At 71.4% G+C, this 19,019-nt stretch carries 16 protein-coding genes and 1 pseudogene; 8 read left to right on the forward strand and 9 right to left on the reverse strand.

From position 1 onward, the window contains the following. The first annotated feature begins 4 nt into the window (after positions 1-4). From ACSMXV_RS26270 to ACSMXV_RS26285, 4 genes are all read left to right on the forward strand, one after another. A complete protein-coding gene (locus ACSMXV_RS26270) occupies positions 5-217 on the forward strand; it encodes a hypothetical protein (protein ID WP_473173690.1) in 213 nt (70 codons plus the stop codon). Positions 218-405: 188 nt separating this feature from the next. Beyond that, positions 406-2,184: a S8 family serine peptidase gene (locus ACSMXV_RS26275; RefSeq protein WP_473173691.1), complete on the forward strand. Its 1,779-nt coding sequence runs from the start codon at positions 406-408 to the stop codon at positions 2,182-2,184. 269 nt (positions 2,185-2,453) lie between these two features. After that, on the forward strand, positions 2,454-4,286 hold the full coding sequence (locus ACSMXV_RS26280) for an ABC transporter ATP-binding protein (RefSeq protein WP_473173692.1): 1,833 nt from the start codon (positions 2,454-2,456) through the stop codon (positions 4,284-4,286). Further along, entirely contained in the window at positions 4,283-6,073 is a 1,791-nt protein-coding gene (locus tag ACSMXV_RS26285; protein ID WP_473173693.1) for an ABC transporter ATP-binding protein, read from the forward strand. Before ACSMXV_RS26280 ends, ACSMXV_RS26285 begins: the two co-directional genes overlap by 4 nt. Before the next feature lie 45 nt (positions 6,074-6,118). Here the strand turns inward: ACSMXV_RS26285 and ACSMXV_RS26290 are convergent, their stop codons facing one another. From ACSMXV_RS26290 to ACSMXV_RS26310, 5 genes are all read right to left on the reverse strand, one after another. Further along, positions 6,119-6,472, reverse strand: a complete 354-nt coding sequence (locus ACSMXV_RS26290; RefSeq protein WP_473173694.1) for a DUF6247 family protein — start codon at positions 6,470-6,472, stop codon at positions 6,119-6,121. Positions 6,473-6,735: 263 nt separating this feature from the next. Continuing rightward, on the reverse strand, positions 6,736-7,410 hold the full coding sequence (gene msrA, locus ACSMXV_RS26295; RefSeq protein WP_473173695.1) for a peptide-methionine (S)-S-oxide reductase MsrA: 675 nt from the start codon (positions 7,408-7,410) through the stop codon (positions 6,736-6,738). Between the two features lie 113 nt (positions 7,411-7,523). After that, positions 7,524-8,618: a hypothetical protein gene (locus ACSMXV_RS26300; RefSeq protein ID WP_473173696.1), complete on the reverse strand. Its 1,095-nt coding sequence runs from the start codon at positions 8,616-8,618 to the stop codon at positions 7,524-7,526. Further along, positions 8,615-10,276 (reverse strand): M48 family metalloprotease, encoded by a 1,662-nt coding sequence (locus tag ACSMXV_RS26305; RefSeq protein ID WP_473173697.1) that lies wholly within the window; start codon positions 10,274-10,276, stop codon positions 8,615-8,617. Before ACSMXV_RS26305 ends, ACSMXV_RS26300 begins: the two co-directional genes overlap by 4 nt. Before the next feature lie 162 nt (positions 10,277-10,438). Then, entirely contained in the window at positions 10,439-11,557 is a 1,119-nt protein-coding gene (locus tag ACSMXV_RS26310) for a hypothetical protein (protein WP_473173698.1), read from the reverse strand. Positions 11,558-11,692: 135 nt separating this feature from the next. Here ACSMXV_RS26310 and ACSMXV_RS26315 point away from each other — a divergent pair, with 135 nt between their 5' ends. Beyond that, entirely contained in the window at positions 11,693-12,847 is a 1,155-nt protein-coding gene (locus ACSMXV_RS26315; RefSeq protein WP_473173699.1) for a cystathionine gamma-synthase, read from the forward strand. Between the two features lie 54 nt (positions 12,848-12,901). On the opposite strand, the gene ACSMXV_RS26320 is transcribed toward ACSMXV_RS26315, so the two are convergent. The 3 genes and pseudogenes from ACSMXV_RS26320 to ACSMXV_RS26330 all read right to left on the reverse strand — a co-directional run bounded on the left by ACSMXV_RS26320 (position 12,902) and on the right by ACSMXV_RS26330 (position 14,819). Then, positions 12,902-13,153, reverse strand: a complete 252-nt coding sequence (locus ACSMXV_RS26320; protein WP_473173700.1) for a hypothetical protein — start codon at positions 13,151-13,153, stop codon at positions 12,902-12,904. A 203-nt stretch (positions 13,154-13,356) separates the two neighbouring features. Continuing rightward, positions 13,357-13,821: pseudogene (locus ACSMXV_RS26325) on the reverse strand (sigma factor-like helix-turn-helix DNA-binding protein); the annotation flags it as partial. A gap of 497 nt (positions 13,822-14,318) precedes the next feature. Continuing rightward, entirely contained in the window at positions 14,319-14,819 is a 501-nt protein-coding gene (locus tag ACSMXV_RS26330; RefSeq protein ID WP_181660063.1) for a MarR family winged helix-turn-helix transcriptional regulator, read from the reverse strand. A gap of 156 nt (positions 14,820-14,975) precedes the next feature. On the opposite strand from ACSMXV_RS26330, the gene ilvA reads away from it, so the two are divergent. The 3 genes from ilvA (at position 14,976) to ACSMXV_RS26345 (ending at position 18,348) form a co-directional block, all read left to right on the forward strand. Next, positions 14,976-16,205, forward strand: a complete 1,230-nt coding sequence (gene ilvA / locus ACSMXV_RS26335; protein WP_473173701.1) for a threonine ammonia-lyase — start codon at positions 14,976-14,978, stop codon at positions 16,203-16,205. Positions 16,206-16,477: 272 nt separating this feature from the next. Then, positions 16,478-17,500, forward strand: a complete 1,023-nt coding sequence (locus ACSMXV_RS26340; protein WP_473173702.1) for an ATP-binding cassette domain-containing protein — start codon at positions 16,478-16,480, stop codon at positions 17,498-17,500. Further along, positions 17,497-18,348 carry an ABC transporter permease gene (locus ACSMXV_RS26345; RefSeq protein WP_473173703.1) on the forward strand — a complete coding sequence of 284 codons (852 nt, stop codon included), beginning with the start codon at positions 17,497-17,499 and terminating at the stop codon, positions 18,346-18,348. The genes ACSMXV_RS26340 and ACSMXV_RS26345 overlap by 4 nt, the downstream gene beginning before the upstream one ends. Positions 18,349-18,452: 104 nt before the next feature. Here the strand turns inward: ACSMXV_RS26345 and greA are convergent, their stop codons facing one another. After that, a complete protein-coding gene (gene greA / locus ACSMXV_RS26350) occupies positions 18,453-18,950 on the reverse strand; it encodes a transcription elongation factor GreA (RefSeq protein ID WP_181863268.1) in 498 nt (165 codons plus the stop codon). Positions 18,951-19,019: the final 69 nt, after the last annotated feature.

Consider the following 19,019-nt stretch of genomic DNA (forward strand, 5'->3'; position numbering starts at 1 on the left):
GTCCGTGCAGCAGGCGCTGCCGACGGCGATCGTGTCGCTGCTCCAGCAGTCGCAGCAGCCCCAGCAGGGCATGGGCCAGCAGTGGGGCGGCGGGACCGGCCAGCAGGGCATGGGTCAGCAGTGGGGCGGCGGGTTCGGCCAGCAGCCGTACCAGCAGTACCAGCAGCCCGGCTTCGGCTTCGGCCAGATGACGCAGCAGCCGTTCGGCATCGGCTGACGCCTGGGCGGCAGTGTGCGGTGTGTCCGGAGGTTTCCGGGCACACCGCATCACCGTGGGAGCACGGGCCATGTGGGAGCACGAGTCGTCACCGTGGGAGCACGGGCCGCCCGCTCGCGGATCGGGAGCACAGGGAACGCCGGATCAGGAGCACAGGGAACGACAGAGGCGTGGTGAAGGTGGACGTGATGGTCAAGAACAGGCCCGAAAACGGCAGTGACAAGGAGTCCGGGGGTGAGGGGGCGGCCGGATCCGGGCGCGCCGGCAAGGAGGAGGAGCCCGGCAAGAAGGGCGCCAGGTCACCGGTCTCCGTACGACCGCGACGCGAGCGGTACCTGGTGACGCCGCTGCCCCAGTACATGCTCCCGCCCGCGGTTGCCGAGCTCAGCATGGACGCGGTCTGCGAGCGGCTGGAGCGGATGCCCGAGGTCAAGGTGGTCCGCAGACTCCAGCCGTCGGCGAAACTCGAGGGGTCCGGGCTCCGCCCCAACTGTCCCGAGATCGCGGTGGTCGAAGCAGCCGCGGACCAGGTGCCGGCGATGCGGTCGGTACACATCCACGTAGAGCCCGATCTGCTCCTGGGAGGCACCGGTCCGGCCCCCACGGCGACCGCGGGCGTCCTCCCGCTCAGCGACCCGGGGATGGTCGTACCGCTGGAACACGCGGTGGAGATCTCGCTGCGCGTCTGCGGCCCGGACGGCGAACCGCTGGCCGGGGCAGGGGTGTTCCTGATCGGATCGTCGTGGCCGGTCCAGGGCATCACCGGCGACGACGGAACGGCCACCATCGTGCTGGCCACGGAGACCCCGCAGTCCATCCAGGCCCTGTACGTCCGGCCCGCCGGCGGCTACGTCGACCGCTGGATCAACCGCCCGGACCTGTCGGTCACCGAGGAGAACCTGGTCACCCTCACGCCGCTGGCGAAGGTGTACCCGGGTCTCGACGAACGGCAGCAGTACGGATGGGGCCAGCAGGCCATGCGGCTGGACCGGCTGCCGCCCACCTTCCGCGCCTTCGGCATCAAGATCGCGAACATCGGCTCGGGCATCGCCACGGACCACATCGACCTCAAGGACCGGGTGCGCTCCGGGGCGGACATCGTGGGCGGTACGGAACGGGGCTGGGCCCACGACAAGGTGGGCACCGGCACCCATGCGGCGGGCATCATCGCCGCCGCGGACAGCGGCACGGGCGTCATCGGCATCGCCGTCGACGCCGAGATCGAGGCCTGCCAGGTGCTGCCCGGCGGCTCCTTCAGCGACCTGATCGCAGCGCTCGACTACTGCATCGAGAACGAGGTCGACATCGCCCACATCGCCGTGGCCACCCCGTACCCGTCGGCACTGGTCTCGCGCAAACTCGCCGATGCCCATGCCGCGGGGATCGCGTGCATCGCCCCGGCGGGCGACACGGCAGGACCGGTCGCCTTCCCGGGCTCGCTGCCCACCGTCTTCACCGTCGGCGCGCTGGGCGCCTTCGGCTCCTACCCGCCCGACACCTCACAGGCCACCCACGCCGGCCCGCCCCTGACCCCCGAAGGCCTGTTCGCCGCGCGCTTCAGCTGCTTCGGCCCCGAGGTCGACGTGGCCGCCCCCGGCGTGGCGGTCCTGTCGTGCTCGCCGCACGGCGGATACGCGGCACTGGACGGCACCAGCACCGCCTCCGCCCACGTCGCAGGCCTCGCCGCCCTCGTACTCGCCCACCACGAGGACTTCCGCGGCGACCTGCCGCCGCGCGGACCAGTCCGGGTCCAGCACCTCTTCGACATCATCGCGTCGAGCTGCCGCCCCCTGGCCGCCCCCGGCACCCTGGAGGGCGCCCGCACGGGCCGCGGCCTCCCGGACGCCCTGGTCGCCCTCGGCCTGACCCCGGGAGTGCAACTCGCCCCGACCATGTCGGCCTATGCGCCCTCCATGGCCGGTTACGGCCCTGCCTCCATGGCGGGGTACGGGCCCTCGCCGTACTGAGGCCGACTGAGGCCGACCGAGGCCGACCGAGGCCGACCGCGGCCGACCGAGGCCGAACCAAGATCGGACCAAGAGAAGCCCGAGCGGTGCCCGTCCCCCCGGAGAACGTGGGGGAGGGGCACCGCTCGGCCTTGTGCCGAAACTTTCGGGGAAATGAGGCACCTTGACGGGCTCTGTACGCGCTGGATGCAATGTGCAGGATTACGGAGATCGCGACGGCGCCAGGCAGCACGGCGAATTCGTGTCAGTCAGTACGAAGGGATCCTGCTGTGGGGGACACGCTCCGTCTGCTTCGGTTGCTGTGGTCCGCCGGAAAGGGAACCGCGGTCGTCATCGCCGTGATCCGGCTGGCTGAGAGGCTCATTCCGGCGGCCACCGCCACGGTGCTGGCACTGCTGGTGAGCCGGGTGACGGCGCTCGGCAGCACTGGGGAGATCGGCGCGGCGCTGCTGCCGTTGGCGGGGTTCGGCGTGGTGCTGCTCGTGGGGCACGCCGCGGAGGCCGTGACGGAGCCCCTGGCCTACCTGGTGCAGCAGCGGATCGACGGGGCGCACCGCGCGAAGGTGACCCGCCTGGCGGCGAGCAGCCCGACCATCGACCTCCTCGAGCAGCCCGAGGCGCAGCGCCTGATCCGGCAGGCCAAGGCGGACCCCGACGAGTTCTCGCAGCGCACGCCCGGGCAGGCCGCGCTGGCGCAGCTCGACCAGGTGGCGGATGCCGTGGGAGTGGCCGCCGCCTGCGTGGTGGTCGCCCAGTTCGCCTGGTGGCTGGTGCCGTTGCTGGTGATCCCCGCGTTCCTCAACGCGCGGCTGCGCTACCGGGGGCGGATGGAATTCATCGAGCTGTGGCGGTCCCAACTCGACGTGATGGTACGGGTCGAGCGCTGGGAGGAGACCCTGGCATCGGCGGGCGTGGGCAAGGACCTGCGGGTCTTCGGCCTCGCCGACTGGGCGGTGCGCAGGCTCCACCAGCAGCACGTGGCCCGCACCGCGCCCCAGTTCGCCGTGTGGAAGCGCAATCTCCGCGGCCAGTTGCGGTCCCCTCTGCTGGTGGTGCCACCTCTGCTGATCGCGTTCACGGCGGTGGCGGCGCTCACCGTGCACGGGCACGGCTCGGTCGCGACAGCGACCGCGGCGCTGACGGCGGGGGCGTCGCTGTTCATGATGATCGACCTGGGATACACCGTCCTCACGCGGCTGTCGGGGCTTGAAGCCCTCAAGGCGTACGACGAGTTGGCCGAGCTCCTCACGAAGGAGACCGGGCATCCCGCATCACCGCCTGTTACTGATACCCGCTCGTCGAGCCTGGTCCGTTTCGAGGACGTCGGCTTCACCTACCCGGGGACGACCCGCGCCGTACTCGACGGACTCGACCTGGAGATCCGCCCCGGCGAGCTGCTCGCAATCGTCGGGCTCAACGGCGCGGGCAAGTCCACCCTGATCAAACTGCTCGCCGGACTGTACGAGCCGACCAGCGGGCGCATCCTCGTCGGCGACGGCCAGGAGATGTCCGAGCTCGGGGTGCAGGCATGGCGGGAGCGGATCTCCGTCGTCTTCCAGGACTTCGTCAAGTACGAGCTCTCTGCCGCCGACAACGTGACACTCGGCCGCCCCGGTGTCACACCGGACAAGGCCGTGCTGGAGGCGGCGGCCCGGGACGCCGGCCTGGGACCGGTCCTCGACCGCCTCCCCGACGGCTGGGAGACGCCGCTGGCACGCTCGCGCACCGGCGGCGTTGACCTCTCCGGCGGCCAGTGGCAGCAGGTCGTACTGACCCGCGCGCTGTACGCCCTGCGTACGGGCGCGGAGCTCCTCGTACTCGACGAACCGACCGCCCACCTCGATGTCCGCACCGAGTTCGAGGTCTTCCAGCGTCTCGCCGAACAGCGCGCCGAGGCCGGTGTCGTACTGATCTCGCACCGCCTGTCGACGGTGCGTCAGGCCGACCGGATCGTGCTCCTCGACGGTGGTCGGATCACCGAGTCGGGCACCCACGAGGAGCTGATCGCGCTGGACGGCGGCTACGCGAAGCTGTTCGCGATCCAGGCGGAGCGCTTCCAGCAGGGCTACCAGGACGCGATCGAGGAGGGCGAACTGCTGTGAGGCGCTACCTGGACCTGTGGGCTGAGATGCTGAGGATCTGCTGGCGGCGGGCCCCGGGCGCCACGGCCGCGCTCTTCGGTCTCTGCGCCCTGAGCATCGCTGCCGCCGCTGGGATCGCCCTGTCGCTGCGCGCGGTGATCGACGGCAGCGTCCACGGAGCGCTGGGCACGGCCGTTGTGGGGGCCTGCGGGGTGGCTCTCTCCCACGGCGCGACCGCGGTGTTCCAGGCGACGATCGTGGACCTGTTCCTTCTGCTGGCGGACGAGACCGACCTGGAGCTGCGTCCGCGGATCTACGGCTGGATCGCCGGAATCGAGGGGCTCGACCACCTGGAGCGCACCGACTTCCTGGACCGGCTGGAGGGAGCACGCAACAACACCTGGCAGCTGTGCACCAGCCTGTGGGACACAGTTCTGGCCGTCCACGCCGCACTGAAACTGGGCGCGACCCTTGTCATCCTGGGCACCGTGAGCCCCTGGCTGCTGTTCCTCCTGCCGTTCGCCGCGCTCCCGCTGTGGTTCGACCACCGCGGCAAGCAGGCGGTGGTGGAGGCCGAGACCGGCACCGCCGAGGTGTTCCGGCTGCAGCGCCACCTCTTCCAGCTCGGCACCCGCGCCGACAGCGGCAAGGACATCCGCGTTGCGGGCGCCGGCGAGGAGATCGCCCGCAGGCAGGCGGTGGCCTGGGACGAGGCGGCACACCTGCGCTACCAGGCGCGGGTGCGTGCCGCGTGGTGGAAGTTCTGCGGCTGGGTGGTGTTCGCCTGCGGCTTCGTCGGGGGGCTCGCGCTGGTCGTGTACGGAGCGGCGCACGGCCACGCCACGGCGGGCGACGTGGTGATGGCGGTCACCGTCGCTTCCGGCCTGCGGCAGACCGTGCAGGCGGTGGTCGGCTCCACGGCGAACACGCTCGGCACGCGGACGGCCCTCGAGTCGTACTTCTGGCTGCGGGAGTACGCCGACGCCGAGACGGCCCGCGAGAGGGGCACCGCCCTCGCCCCCGCCCACCTGGACAAGGGCATCGCCTTCGACCACATCTCCTACCGCTACCCCGGCACGGACCGCCTCGCCCTCGACGACGTGAGCATCCACATCCCGGCCGGGACCGTGGTCGCGATCGTCGGCGAGTACGGGTCGGGTAAGACCACCCTGGTGAAGCTGCTCGCCAAGTTCTACCGGCCGGACACGGGCCGCATCACCGTCGACGGCGTGGACCTCGCCGACCTGGACACCGCGCAGTGGCGCTCCCGCATCAGCGCCGCCTTCCAGGACTTCGGACGCCTGGAGACCACCTTCGCCGAGGGCGTCGGCCTCGGCGACCTGCCGCACCTGACCGACCGCGAACGCATCACCCGCGCGGTACGGGACGCCGACGCCTCGACTCTCGTGGAGCGGCTGCCCCAGGGCCTGGACACCCAGCTGGGCCGCGAACTCGGCGGCGTCGACCTCTCCGAGGGCCAGTGGCAGCGGGTCGCCCTCGCCCGTTCGGTGATGCGGGACGATCCCCTGCTCTTCGTACTCGACGAGCCCACCGCATCGCTCGACGCCCCCAGCGAACACGCCATCTTCGAGCGGCAGATGGCACGGGCACGCCGACTGGCCGAGCAGACCGGGGCCATCACCGTGATCGTCTCGCACCGCTTCTCCACGGTGACCGGCGCGGACCTGATCCTCGTCCTCGACGGGGGCCGCCTGGTCGAGTCCGGCACCCACGCCGAGCTCAGCGCTGTCGACGGGGGCCGGTACGCAGACCTGTACGGGATCCAGGAGGCGGCCTACAACACCTGACACGTGGTCGTGGTCGGGGTCGTATTCCCAGCGCCAGTCCGTGCTTCACTGGGCCGGGAGGCCGATGGCCGCGTGGGCCTCGTCCAGGATCCGACCGATCTCAGCGGCAGCCTGCCGTGCCTGGGCGGCATCGCCCGACTCGGCCGTGTCTTCCCAGCGGCGGAGATCTGCTGCGAGGACGGGCTGGCGCTGGATGTGCACATAGACGGCCCACTGGGCGATGAAACGCTGGAGAGGCGCCAGATCGGAGCCCTGCCGAGTCTGGTCGGCCGCCTGGTCCAACTCCCGGGTGAAGGCTGGTAGGGCGGCAGGCGCGATCTGACTGATGGCCTGCCGCAGTGCGGCAACCGTGGCAGGAGGCTGGGGGATGAGCGGTCGCCCAGCGGCGGGGGTGGTCATGGCTGCTCCCATGGGCGTAATCCTGATCCCATGCGGCAGCGTATCGAGCACGAGTTGTCCCACCGCTCGAACGAGTGAGGGAGACGCGATACAGCGACCGCCCAGACCGGTCTGAGGGGACACCCTCGGGTGCTGGCCGGAGCGGCGCTGCCGACAAGGCAGGAGCTGCCCGTCGGAGTGACTTGGATCGACCCAGGAGGCGCGCTTCGTGTCGGCCGCCCCTGCGGCGGGCGACGCGGTGGCAGGCCGGCGCCTGGAACGACTTATTTGTCCGTGACTTCCGGGGCGGGCGCGACGCCCACCGGGCAGGACACGCCCGTCCCACCGATCCCGCAGTACCCCGCCGGGTTCTTGTCGAGGTACTGCTGGTGATATCCCTCCGCCGCGTAGAACGTCCGGCCCTCCGCCGGAAGGATCTCCGTGGTGATCGTGCCGTAGCCCGAGCCTGTCAGGACCTTCTGGTACGAGTCGCGGGAGGACTCGGCCGCCGCGGCCTGGGCCGGGGTGTGGGTGTAGATCGCGGAGCGGTACTGGGTGCCCACGTCGTTGCCCTGGCGGAAGCCCTGCGTGGGGTCGTGGGACTCCCAGAAGATCTTGAGCAGCTGCTCGTACGAGACCTTCTCGGGGTCGAAGACGACGCGGACCGCCTCCGTGTGGCCCGTCAGGCCTGAGCAGACCTCCTCGTACGTGGGGTTCGGAGTGATGCCGCCCTGGTAGCCGACCAGGGTCGTCCAGACGCCGTCCGTCTGCCAGAACTTGCGCTCGGCACCCCAGAAGCAGCCCAGGCCGAAGTCGGCGACCTCCAGGCCCTCGGGGTACGGGCCGAGCAGCGGGTTGGCCAGGACCGTGTGGCGGGCGGGGAGCTCGTACGTGGGCGTGGCCCGGCCCTTGAGCGCCTGCTCGGGGGTGGGCAGCTGGGGCGTGCGGCCGAAGAGCATGGGGTCTCGTCTCCCTGTCGAATCCTGGGGGTGCGGGCGGTACCACGGACAACGTCCATGGTGCCGCCCGCATTCCGTCGGTCGGGTGCGCTCGCAGTCGCGCGCCCGTGGATTCAGGAAGGCTGGGCCTGGGCTGCCGCCGCCTCCGCCGACGCGTTGCGGATGCGGCAGTAGTACGCGGCCACGTCGGGCCCGTCCCCCTGGTAGGTCCAGGGCAGGGCGTCCACGTATCCGTCGACGAGCTTGAACTGCTCGATCGCCGCCTCGTCCCGGTCCTGGAGTGCCAGGTAGTAGGCGAGGAGGTGCCGCAGCTCGGGCAGTCGCGGATGTGCCGGGTCGGCCGCGGCCGCGTCGGCGAGAGCGGCGTCCACGCGGGCCACCATCTCGGGGGTGCGGTCGGCGGTGCTGTCGCTGGACTCGTCGTGCTCGAAGTGGGCGATGAGGGGGAAAGCGGTGAGCAGGCTGCCCAGTGGTGCCGTGGCCGCCGCGCGCTCGGCGAACGCGGTCGCGAGCTCCTTCGAGCCCCGCCACTTCGCGCACCAGTACTGCAGCGCCGAGTAGTGGGCCTCGTAGTGGTACGGGGCGCGGGCGGTGATCTCGGCCCACAGCTTGTCCATCTCGGAGTGCGGGTAGCCGAGGCCGAGCGCGACCCAGATCTCGGTGATGAACGGAGTGGGGTCGTACGGGTTCAGCGCCGCGGCCCGCGCGATCTCCTCGCCGGAGCGCGCCAGCGCCCGGTGGAAGCCCTCGGCCTGCTCCCTCGTCGTGTGCTTGGCCAGTGCCGCGCCGCGCAGGTTCCAGGCGAGGTCGACCGTGCTGCGGGCCCTGATCAGCGCCGCGTCCGGGTCGTCGGGCCGGGCCGCCTCCCAGGCGAGCAGCCAGGCGTCCTCTTCGGCCGCGATGTCGCCCAGCAGGGAGGTGGCGTAGGAGCGGTGCTCCCAGTCGCGGCCGATGTACTCGAGGAGCGCGGCCGCGGGCTTCCAGTCGCCGCCGCGTGCCGCGCTCAGGGCGGCTTCCCAGCCGGCGGGCAGCGGGGCGGCCAGGTCGGTGTTCTGCCGCTCTGCGGGCAGCAGACCGAGCTTCTCGGCGGCCTCGGAACCGCCGTCGCCGGGCTTGAAGAACTCCTTGAGGAAGACCCCGGCCATCCACAGCGCGAAGATCAGGGTGGGAACGGCGAGGACGGCGAGGATCCACAGCAGTACGGTCATCGGAGGGTGTCCGTTTCGTGCGGGGCGGGGGGAGTGAGTGCGCGCAGGGGCGCGGTGTCGGGGTGGTCGGCGAGGGCGGCGGCCACGGCGGCCGTGAACCTGTGCGCGGCGTCGGTTCCGGCGCCGTCCACGCCGGTGCCGCCGTCCACGTCCGATCCGGGCAGGTGGACGGTTGCGGCCTCGGCCCAGGAGAACTCCCAGCGCAGCAGCCCGCGTGCGCTGAGCTCGGCGAGGACCATGGTCTCCAGGGACTTCATCAGGAGCGGGCGGACGAACTCCCGGAACGCGCGGCCCGTCGCCGACGCGGCCTCGTCGGAGAGAGGCAGCCGCTTGGCCAGCTGCCACACCTGGCCGTCGTCGATCACCTGGAGCAGCGACCAGAGAGTGGCCGGCGCTTTGGTGTACAGGGCCAGGGCGCGGTGCAGCGGGGTGTCGAGGCCGGCGAGGCGGGCGGCCATCGCCTTGTCGAGCAGGTCCTGCCAGTCGGCGGCGTGGGCGAAGGCGAGAACCTCGTCGGTGAGCACGGCCTGTTCGAGGGCCGTGGCGGAGGTTCCCGGGTCGGTGAGCAGAGCCAGCGCGGAGCCCTTGTCCTCATGGGCGCGGCCGTCGTCCGGCAGAGCCTCGATCCGCCCGACGCGCTCGGCGATGGGCGGGTGCGAGTCGTACGGGGAGCTGGGCTCGGTCGGGAGGTCGGTCCGCATACCGGCCAGTTCGAGTTCGCGGGCGGTGAGCATCCGGGCGAAGCCCCCGAAGAACTCGCCACGGGGCGGCAGGGTCCGGGCGGGCAGGCCGAGCGTCGCGTACGACTCCAGGTAGAACTCGTGGGCGGCGCTCAGCGCGGGGATGTCGCGCAGCGCGGCGGCGGTGGCGTCCCGCCCCGCGATCCGGGCGGCGGTCACGTCGGCCGCGTACTCCTGGGCGCGGGCGGTGGAGAGCGTGGCGCGCAGGGCGAGCTTGCCGTACGCGGTGTAGACGGCGGCCATCATCCGGTAGGTGACACCGGCGCCCGCCGTGTTGATCTCCTTCGCCGACTTGCCCTTGGCGAGGCGCTTGGCGGCGGACTTCTCCTGGCGTGCGCGCTCCTTGGCGACCTTGCTGTCGGCCTTCTCGTGGAAGTGCGCGATGGTACGGGTGATCTGCACGCGGCCGCGTACCACCAGGGCGGCGAGCCGGGTGTCGCCACCGGTGAAGTGGCCGTACTCATGGGCGATGACGGCCTTCAGCTGGGCCTCGCTCAGGCCGGTGAGCAGGGGCAGGCCGAGGTAGAGGCGGCGTGGGCCGGGCAGCAGTCCGAGGAGGCGGGCCCGTTCGCTGACCGCCGCGTTGACGTCCCCGGTGAGCACGATCTCGTCGGGCGCGCGGGTGCCGGCGGCGTCCGCGAGACCGCGTACGAGGGCCCACAGGCGGGGCTCCGCGGACTCGCTCAGCCGGACCCCGGGCTGCCCCTCGTCCTTCGGCGTCCGGAGCATGAACATGCCTCGGACGACGGGAATGGCGAGCACCGCCGAGACGATCCAGACCTTGAGCGTGATGCTCGCAGGAGCCCACACAAGGGCCGCCCAGTCGGCGGCGAGCAGCACGGCGAGCAGGACGAGGCTGAGCAACTGGAAGCCTGCGAGCAGGACAAGGGCGCGCAGAGCGCGCAGAGTTGGGCCCATCGGGCACTTCCCCCCACGGAAAAGGGCACGTCAAAGGTGGTGTGGGGGGAACCGGAGTATGCCCTACCGGCGGGCGGTGCCGCAAAGGTGTTCGGTCTGTGTGCGCCTTTGACGAGCGTTCGGGCCCTACGCGTATGCGAGGAGCCCGAGCCCGTCCCGGCGTCAGTGCGGCAGTGTCGCCGGGCTGCCCCCGTTCGCCTCGTACCCCGCCACCGCCAGCGCGCGGTACACCGCGTAGTCCGCGGCCGGGTCGGAGGAGAGCGTCCAGGGCAGGGCGCCCACGTGGCCGTCGATGTGCACCAACTGGTTCATGGCCTCCGCCCAGCGCTCGGAGCGGACCAGGAAGAAGAGCAGCAGATGGCGGACGTGCGCCAGCATCGGGTCGTCCGGGCGGGCCGCGTGCACCGCGAAGAGCGCGCCGTGGACGGCCTTGGTCACGACCTCGCTCTCGTAGAAGCCGCGCACGAGATTCACCTCGGGCAGGTGCTCGAACACCGCGAAGAGCGGCAGGGACGCGAGCAGCGAGCCGCTCGGGGCGCGGGACGCCGCGGCCTCCGCGAAGGAGTACGCGAGGTCACGCGAGCCGTGCCACTTCTCGCACCAGTAGTGCAGAGCCGCGAGATGCGCCCCCATGTGGGACGGCGCACGGTCCAGGATCTTCAGCCAGAGCTGCTCGAACTCCTGCTGCGGATACGCCAGCCCGCGGGCGATCGAGAGTTCGATGATGTACGGAATCGGGTCACCGGGGGCGAGCAGGGCAGCCTCCGCGCACGCCTTGCGCGCCTCCTCCAGGATGATCCGGAACTCCTCCGTACCGGAGGCGGCCGTGCGCCAGGCCTGCTGCACCAGGAACTCGGCGTGCACCGCGGCGCCGCCCGCGTCCTTGGGCGCCTCGGCCCGCCACACCCGCAGCCACTGCCCGCCGGGCTGCTCGCTGACACCGCCCGGCCGCTGCTGCAGCTCCAGAGAGGCAGCGCCCGCGAAGGCCTGCACCCGCTGCCAGCGCACCTCGCCGTCTGTCTCTGTGCCCGCGAGCAGCTGCGACGCGGCACGCCAGTCCTGCGTGCGCTGCACCAGGTCCAGCACCTCCAGCAGGTCCTGGTCGGAGCCCGGCATGCGGACGTCCAGCAGCTCCTGGCGTACGAAGCCGTAGTTCGCCGGGTCCGCGGCGTCCGGCGAGCCGGGTGCGACCTGACGGATCACGCCGCGCCTGCGGTACATGATCGGCCCGACGATGAACCCGATCATGAGCAGCGCGAAGAGGGCCCAGAGAATCTCCATGCCTCCAAGCGAACCAGACGGGTACGACAATTGGCCAACGAGTCGCACCCTCGTCGTGCGGGACCGGCCAGGACACCGTCGTGCCGGACCGGCCAGGACGTCGGAATCCTCCCTCCCGCACTACCCTCGGTGCCCATGAGCGACAGGCACAGCAGTCACAGTTTCGAGACCGTGGCGATCCACGCGGGCAACACCGCGGATCCCCTCACCGGCGCGGTCGTCCCGCCGATCTACCAGGTGTCCACCTACAAGCAGGACGGCGTCGGCGGACTGCGCGGCGGCTACGAGTACAGCCGCAGCGCGAACCCCACCCGGACCGCCCTCGAGGAGAACCTCGCCGCCGTCGAGGGCGGCAGCCGCGGGCTTGCGTTCGCGTCCGGGCTGGCCGCCGAGGACTGCCTGCTGCGTACGCTGCTGACCCCCGGCGACCACGTGGTCATCCCCAACGACGCGTACGGCGGCACGTTCCGCCTCTTCGCCAAGGTCGTCTCGCGCTGGGGCGTCGAATGGTCGGTGGCGGACACCTCCGACCCGGCGCAGGTGCAGGCCGCGATCACGCCTCGTACGAAGGTCATCTGGGTCGAGACGCCCTCCAACCCGCTGCTCGGCATCACCGACATCGCCGCGGTCGCGGACGTCGCCCGGTCCGCGGGCGCCCGGCTGGTCGTCGACAACACCTTCGCCACGCCCTATCTGCAGCAGCCGCTCGCACTGGGCGCGGATGTCGTCGTGCACTCGCTCACCAAGTACATGGGCGGCCACTCGGACGTCGTGGGCGGCGCCCTCGTCGTGGGCGACACGGCTCTCGGCGACGAGTTGGCGTACCACCAGAACGCGATGGGCGCGGTCGCCGGGCCCTTCGACTCCTGGCTGGTGCTGCGCGGCATCAAGACCCTCGGCGTGCGCATGGACCGGCACAGCGAGAACGCCGGCCGGATCGCGGAGATGCTGACGCGGCACGCGCGCGTGACGCGCGTTCTGTACCCGGGCCTTCCCGAGCACCCCGGTCACGAGGTCGCCGCCAAGCAGATGCGGGCCTTCGGCGGCATGGTCTCCTTCCAGGTCGAGGGCGGCGAGGAGGCGGCCGTCGAGGTCTGCAACCGCGCGAAGCTGTTCACGCTGGGCGAGTCCCTCGGCGGCGTCGAGTCGCTGATCGAACACCCCGGCCGTATGACGCACGCGTCGGCTGCCGGCTCGGCCCTCGAGGTGCCGGCCGATCTCGTACGGCTGTCGGTGGGCATCGAGTCCGCCGACGATCTGCTCGCGGATCTGCAGCAGGCCCTGGGGTAGACCCGGTCATCCCGGGTGGGGGCGCCTTACCGTGCCGCTTGCGGGCGCCGGGCGCTACCAGCCCGAGAGCGGTGGAGTCGTCTCCGACGGCGGCTCCACCCAGGGCTGGGCCGTCGAGGCCCACACCACGAAGGCCACCGCGGCCGCGAACAGCACGAACCACATGACGCGGCGGGCCGCCGCCCTGCGCCGCAGCATCCGGCCGCCGCGGCGCACCGCTTCCGTGTACAGGTCGTGCGGTACGGGAGGCGGCGAGGCCTCCAGGAGCTTCCGCACCGCCGCCTCCTTGCGGCTCGACTGGTTCATGAGGGGGTCGGCTCCCTCCGGTCGGCCCGGTCGGCCCGGTCGGCCCGGTCAGCTCTGTCGGCCCCGCTCATGGCGGCACGCGTCCTGGACCCGGCGCTCGCTCGGGTTTCCGCATCGGCGCCTGCGCCGCCCGCTTGGGCGTCCCCGCCCGCTGCGGCGCCGGCGCCGGCTGGGGAGCACGCGCCCGCATCGGCGGCCTTCCCCGCCCGGATGATCTTCGGCGCCGGCCCGCGCGGGGGATGCAGCACCAGCGACATCGCCCGCGCGCAGATCGCCCGTACGCGCTCCACGGGCAGCCCGAGGAGCGCCGCCGTCTGCTCCTCGGCCACGCCCTCGTACATCCGCAGCACGAGGATCAGCCGCTCTTGGGACGCGAGCCGCTCCAGCAGTCCGCCTCGGCCGCGGTGCCGGTGCCAGGCCCCGCGCGCGAAGCGGACTGCGAGCTGCTGACGGGCGCGGTCGTACGGATCCTCGCCGCGCAGCCGGTCCCAGGTGGCGTAGGTGTACGCGAGGGATGCGGTCAACAGGCTCCGCGCGCGCGGGTTGTCGTCCCGCGGCTCGGCCGTGAGCAGCGTGGCGGCATGCAGCAGCCGCCCTGCCGCGCCCGCGACGAAAGCCTCGAACTCACGGGCCCGCCGGGCGTCCTGGGACGCCTGTCGTCCTCGCAACCGCGCCTCCCGCCTGGAGGGATCCCCTACAGCCGCCCGACGGGCAGCGCCCGTCGGTTCGCGCCGTCCCGCCCGTGCGGACGGGACCAGTCTCATATGAGGCCAACAGCCTCCACTGGTCAAGGGCACGGCGGCAGCCGGGGGGCGGGAACCTGTGCCTTCTGCCCGGGGCGGGCCGGGGCCGTGCCGGGATGGACCCGCGGGATGGATCCGGGATGGATCCGGGATGGATCCGCGGGAGGGATCCGGGACGGACCCGCGGGAGGGATCCGGGACGGACCCGCGGGAGGGATCCGGGGCGGACGTCCCCGGTCCGGTGCCGAATCGTTTCCCCATCTCGGCACCGGACCGTTGCTTCATCCCCTGCGGGCCCACATCCCGGTACGTACCGGTCCCGACACGTACCGGCACGCCCCCTTCAGCACGTACGCGGCTGCCGACCGGTGGCCGGTAGCCGGTTCCGCGCTGCGGCCGGGGCCGATCCGGTTGCGTTCGTCTCAGGAGCCCGCCGGAGGTTCCCCGGGTGCCCCCGGCTGGGCCCCCATACGGGCCGAAAGCGCCGTGTTGAAGCGGGTGAGGAGCGCGCAGAACGTCTCTCGTTCCTCCGGTGCCCAGTCCTGCGTCAGCTGGGCCATGAGCTCGCGCCGCGAGGAGCGGACCTCGTCGAGCCTGGCGTGCCCGCGGGGCGACAACTGGAGCACCACGGCACGCCCGTCCTCGGGGTGCGACGTGCGCTTGACGAGCCCGGTGTCGACGAGCGGTGCCACCTGCCGGGTGACCGTGGAGGAGTCGATGCCCATGCTGGCGGCGAGCGCCTTGACGCCCATCGGGCCTTCTTTGTCGAGGCGGTTGAGCAGCAGATACGCGGCGCGGTCCATGGAGTTGCGCACCTGCCCGACCCCGCCGAGCCGGGTCTGTTCGGCGCGGCGTGCGAACACCGCGACCTCGTGCTGCAGCGTGTCGAGGAGACCGGCGTCTGAGGCGGTCGTCATGTCCATCGACAAGTCCTGTGTTGTGGGCATGGCCGGGGCTCAATTCGTGCGTGGGTGGTGGGTTGGGGGACAGAGTACGCGGCTGGGGCACGGACCGTACCGGCGCTGGCCAAACCCGTCCATGCTGGGAGGCGACCGGCGTCAGCTGCGAGACTGACGGACATGAGCTACAGCACGGCTGACTCCTTTCCGCCGGTGACCCTCGATGACGTCCGCGGCGCGCAGAAGATGCTCGCGGGCGTAGCCCGGGTGACCCCGATGGAGGGGAGTAGACATCTCTCCGGCCTGGTCGGCGCGCCGGTCCACCTCAAGTGCGAGAACCTGCAGCGCACGGGTTCGTTCAAGCTGCGAGGCGCCTACGTGCGCATAGCGGGGCTGCTCCCGGAGGAGCGCGCGGCCGGGGTCGTCGCGGCGAGCGCCGGCAACCACGCGCAGGGCGTCGCGCTCGCGTCGTCCCTGCTGGGGGTGCACTCGACCGTCTTCATGCCGGTCGGCGCCCCGCTGCCGAAGGTGGCGGCGACGCGGGACTACGGCGCCGAGGTGCGGCTGCAGGGGCAGGTGGTGGACGACTCGCTGGCCGCGGCGAAGGAGTACGCGGCCGAGACGGGCGCCGTGTTCATCCATCCCTTCGACCACCCGGACATCATCGCCGGGCAGGGCACGGTCGGCCTGGAGATCCTGGAGCAGTGCCCCGAGGTGCGGACGATCGTCGTGGGCATCGGCGGCGGCGGTCTCGCGGCGGGCATCGCGGTCGTCGTGAAGACGCTCCGCCCGGAGGTGAAGGTGGTCGGCGTGCAGGCGGCGGGAGCGGCCGCGTACCCGCTGTCGCTCGCGGCCGGGCGTCCGGTGACGGTGGAGAACCCGGCGACGATGGCCGACGGCATCAAGGTGGGGCGGCCGGGCGACGTGCCGTTCCAGATCATCGAGCAGTACGTCGACGAGGTGCGCACGGTCTCCGAGGACGAGCTGTCCAGCGCGCTGCTGCTGTGCCTGGAGCGGGCCAAGATGGTCGTCGAACCGGCCGGCGCCAGCCCGGTCGCGGCTCTCCTGAGCAGGCCGGAGACGTTCGAGGGGCCCGTGGTGGCGCTGCTGTCGGGCGGCAACGTCGATCCGCTGCTGATGCAGCGCATCCTGCGGCACGGCATGGCCGCGGCGGGCCGCTACCTCGCCGTGCGGCTGCGGCTGACCGATCGTCCCGGTGCCCTGGCCACGCTCCTGGGGGTGTTGTCAGTGGTCGACGCTAACGTCCTCGACGTGAGTCACGTACGGACCGATCCCCGGCTCGGGCTCACGGAGGCGGAGGTCGAGCTGCACCTGGAGACCAAGGGGCCGGAGCACTGCGCCGAGGTGGGCGCGGCACTGCGGCGCGCGGGGTACAAGGTCATCGGCTGACGGGCGGCGGGTGAGGGGCGCGCCGTCCGGGAAAACCCGTTGACGGCGGCGGCCCCGGTTGCCGAAGGTTTCCCGGGCTTGGAAAAACACGTTGAGCAACGCGATGTATCGCGTTAGTCTCTGTCTTCGTTCATTCGCACACCCGGACGAGGCATCGCGCTCACCGGGCGATTCCGCTCGCCGGCGCAGCGACTCACCTCAACCACCGGCGAAGGCCCTACAGGCAAACCTAAGCTTTCCGCACAATCACCCACACCCCTGGGGGAACCCATATGCCAGGCGCCATCTACGCCGAAGGCCTGGTGAAGACCTTCGGCGACGTAAGGGCTCTGGACGGCGTCGACCTCGATGTCCCGGAGGGAACCGTGCTGGGCCTGCTCGGGCCGAACGGCGCGGGCAAGACCACCGCGGTGCGCTGTCTGACGACGCTGTTGCAACCCGACAGCGGCAAGGCGGTCGTCGCGGGCATCGACGTCCTCAAGCATCCCAACGAGGTGCGGCGCTCCATCGGCCTGTCCGGCCAGTTCGCCGCCGTAGACGAGTATCTGACGGGCCGTGAGAACCTCCAGATGGTCGGCCAGCTCTACCAGATGAGGGCCAAGGCCGCCAAGGCGCGCGCTGCCGAGCTGCTGGAGCGGTTCAACCTGACGGACGCGGCCGACCGCCCCGCCAAGACGTACTCCGGAGGCATGCGCCGCCGCCTGGACCTCGCGGCCGCGCTGGTCGTCTCCCCGCCGGTGATGTTCATGGACGAGCCGACGACCGGCCTCGACCCGCGCAACCGGCAGGCACTGTGGGAGGTCATCAAGGAGCTCGTCTCGGGCGGTACGACGCTGCTGCTCACCACGCAGTACCTCGAAGAGGCCGACCATCTGGCGCACGACATCTGCGTCGTCGACCACGGCCGCGTCATCGCCCGCGGCACCGCCGACCAGCTCAAGGCGCAGACCGGCGGCGAGCGCGTCGAGGTCGTCGTGCACGAGCCGGAGGAGATCACGCCCGCCACCGAGGTGCTGCGGGGCTTCGGCAAGGGCGACGTCGCGGTCGAGGGGCACACCCGCAAGCTGACCGTCCCGGTCGCCGGCGGCGCCAAGCTGCTCGCCGAGATCATCCGCGAGCTCGACACCCGCGGCATCGCCATCGACGACATCGGGCTGCGCCGCCCCACGCTCGACGACGTCTTCATCTCACTGACCGGCCACGCCGCCGAGGACGCCACGGCGGACAACGGCGTAGAAGGCGCCCAGGGCAGGGTGCAGAAGGCCGACAAGGCCAAGAAGGAGGCCGTGAAGTGACCGCCGTAACCGATGTCGCGCCGGTCGGTGCGCCCAAGGGGGTCGGCGGCGTCGGGCAGTCCGTCCGGGACTCCCTCGTCGTCGCCAGGAGAAACCTGATCCGCATGACCCGGATCCCGGAGATGATCATCTTCGGGCTGATCCAGCCGATCATGTTCGTGGTGCTGTTCAGCTATGTCTTCGGCGGCTCCATGAACGTCGGCGGCACCACCGACTCGGCCGTCTACCGCGAGTTCCTGATGGCCGGCATCTTCGCCCAGACCGTCACCTTCGCCACGGCCGGCGCCGGCGCGGGCATCGCCGACGACATGCACAAGGGCCTCATCGACCGCTTCCGCTCACTGCCGATGGCGCGCGGCGCGGTCCTCACCGGGCGTACGCTCGCCGACCTTGTGCAGACCGCGCTGACGCTGCTCGTTCTGGCCGTCGTGGCGCTGCTCGTCGGCTGGCGCACCCACACCAGCCTGGGCGAAGTGCTCGGCGCCTTCGCGCTGCTGCTCCTGCTCGGCTATGCGTTCACCTGGATCGGTGCCCTGATCGGCCTTTCCGTGCGCACGCCCGAGGCGGCGACGTCGGGCGGCCTGATCTGGCTCTTTCCGGTCACGTTTGTCTCGAACGCCTTCGTGGACTCCGGCCAGATGACGCCCTGGCTGCGGCACATCGCCGACTGGAACCCCTTCAGCGCCACGGTGCAGGCCTCCAGGGAGCTCTTCGGGAACCCGGGCGTGGTCGACTCGTCGGCGTGGCCCATGCAGCACCCCGTCTGGGCCTCGCTGATCTGGTCCGTACTGATCATCGCGGTCTTCCGCACCCTCGCGGTCCGCAAGTACCGCAACGCGACGGCCTGACCGCCAGGCGGCCTGACCGCCTGGCCGCCCGATCCCAGGAGAACCCACCGGCATACGACGATGCCCCCGGCACACCCGGGGGCATCGTCGTATGCCAGGTGCTGTCAGCCCTGGTACGGCTTGGCCTCGAGGATCTTCACCGAGGCGAACTTGCCGTTCGGCAGTTCGTACTGCGCGTCCTCGCCGACCTTCTTGCCGTTGACGCCGGTGCCCAGCGGGGACTGCGGCGAGTACGTCTCGATGTCCTCGCTGGCGTACTCACGCGAGGCAAGCAGGAACGTCAGAGTGTCGTCCTCGTCGCCGTCGAAGGCGATCGTCACGACCATGCCGGGCGCGACCACACCCTCGGCGGCGGGCGCCTCGCCGACCTTCGCATTCTCCAGGAGCTGGGTCAGCTGGCGCACACGGAGCTCCTGCTTGCCCTGCTCCTCCTTGGCCGCGTGGTACCCGCCGTTCTCCCGCAGGTCGCCCTCCTCGCGCGCAGCCGCGATCTTGGCGGCGATCTCGGTGCGTGCGGGACCAGACAGGTACTCCAGCTCGGCCTTGAGCTGGTTGTACGCCTCCTGGGTCAGCCAGGTGACGTTCTCGCTGGTCTGGGTCACAGGTGCTCCTCGTCGGTACTGGGAATACAAAGCATCGCCCTACCCAGAAGGATGTGCCTTCACAGGTGG

It is taken from the genome of Streptomyces sp. DSM 42067 (assembly GCF_055792885.1).

What these genes read in the sequence shown, in the direction of transcription:
- ACSMXV_RS26275 (WP_473173691.1), top strand. Translation starts at nt 406, where the DNA reads ATGGTCAAGAACAGGCCCGAAAACGGCAGTGACAAGGAGTCCGGGGGT.
- ACSMXV_RS26290 (WP_473173694.1), bottom strand. Translation starts at nt 6,472, where the DNA reads ATGACCACCCCCGCCGCTGGGCGACCGCTCATCCCCCAGCCTCCTGCC.
- msrA (WP_473173695.1), bottom strand. Translation starts at nt 7,410, where the DNA reads ATGCTCTTCGGCCGCACGCCCCAGCTGCCCACCCCCGAGCAGGCGCTC.
- ACSMXV_RS26300 (WP_473173696.1), bottom strand. Translation starts at nt 8,618, where the DNA reads ATGACCGTACTGCTGTGGATCCTCGCCGTCCTCGCCGTTCCCACCCTG.
- ACSMXV_RS26305 (WP_473173697.1), bottom strand. Translation starts at nt 10,276, where the DNA reads ATGGGCCCAACTCTGCGCGCTCTGCGCGCCCTTGTCCTGCTCGCAGGC.
- ACSMXV_RS26310 (WP_473173698.1), bottom strand. Translation starts at nt 11,557, where the DNA reads ATGGAGATTCTCTGGGCCCTCTTCGCGCTGCTCATGATCGGGTTCATC.
- ACSMXV_RS26315 (WP_473173699.1), top strand. Translation starts at nt 11,693, where the DNA reads ATGAGCGACAGGCACAGCAGTCACAGTTTCGAGACCGTGGCGATCCAC.
- ACSMXV_RS26320 (WP_473173700.1), bottom strand. Translation starts at nt 13,153, where the DNA reads ATGAACCAGTCGAGCCGCAAGGAGGCGGCGGTGCGGAAGCTCCTGGAG.
- ACSMXV_RS26330 (WP_181660063.1), bottom strand. Translation starts at nt 14,819, where the DNA reads ATGGACATGACGACCGCCTCAGACGCCGGTCTCCTCGACACGCTGCAG.
- ilvA (WP_473173701.1), top strand. Translation starts at nt 14,976, where the DNA reads ATGAGCTACAGCACGGCTGACTCCTTTCCGCCGGTGACCCTCGATGAC.
- ACSMXV_RS26340 (WP_473173702.1), top strand. Translation starts at nt 16,478, where the DNA reads ATGCCAGGCGCCATCTACGCCGAAGGCCTGGTGAAGACCTTCGGCGAC.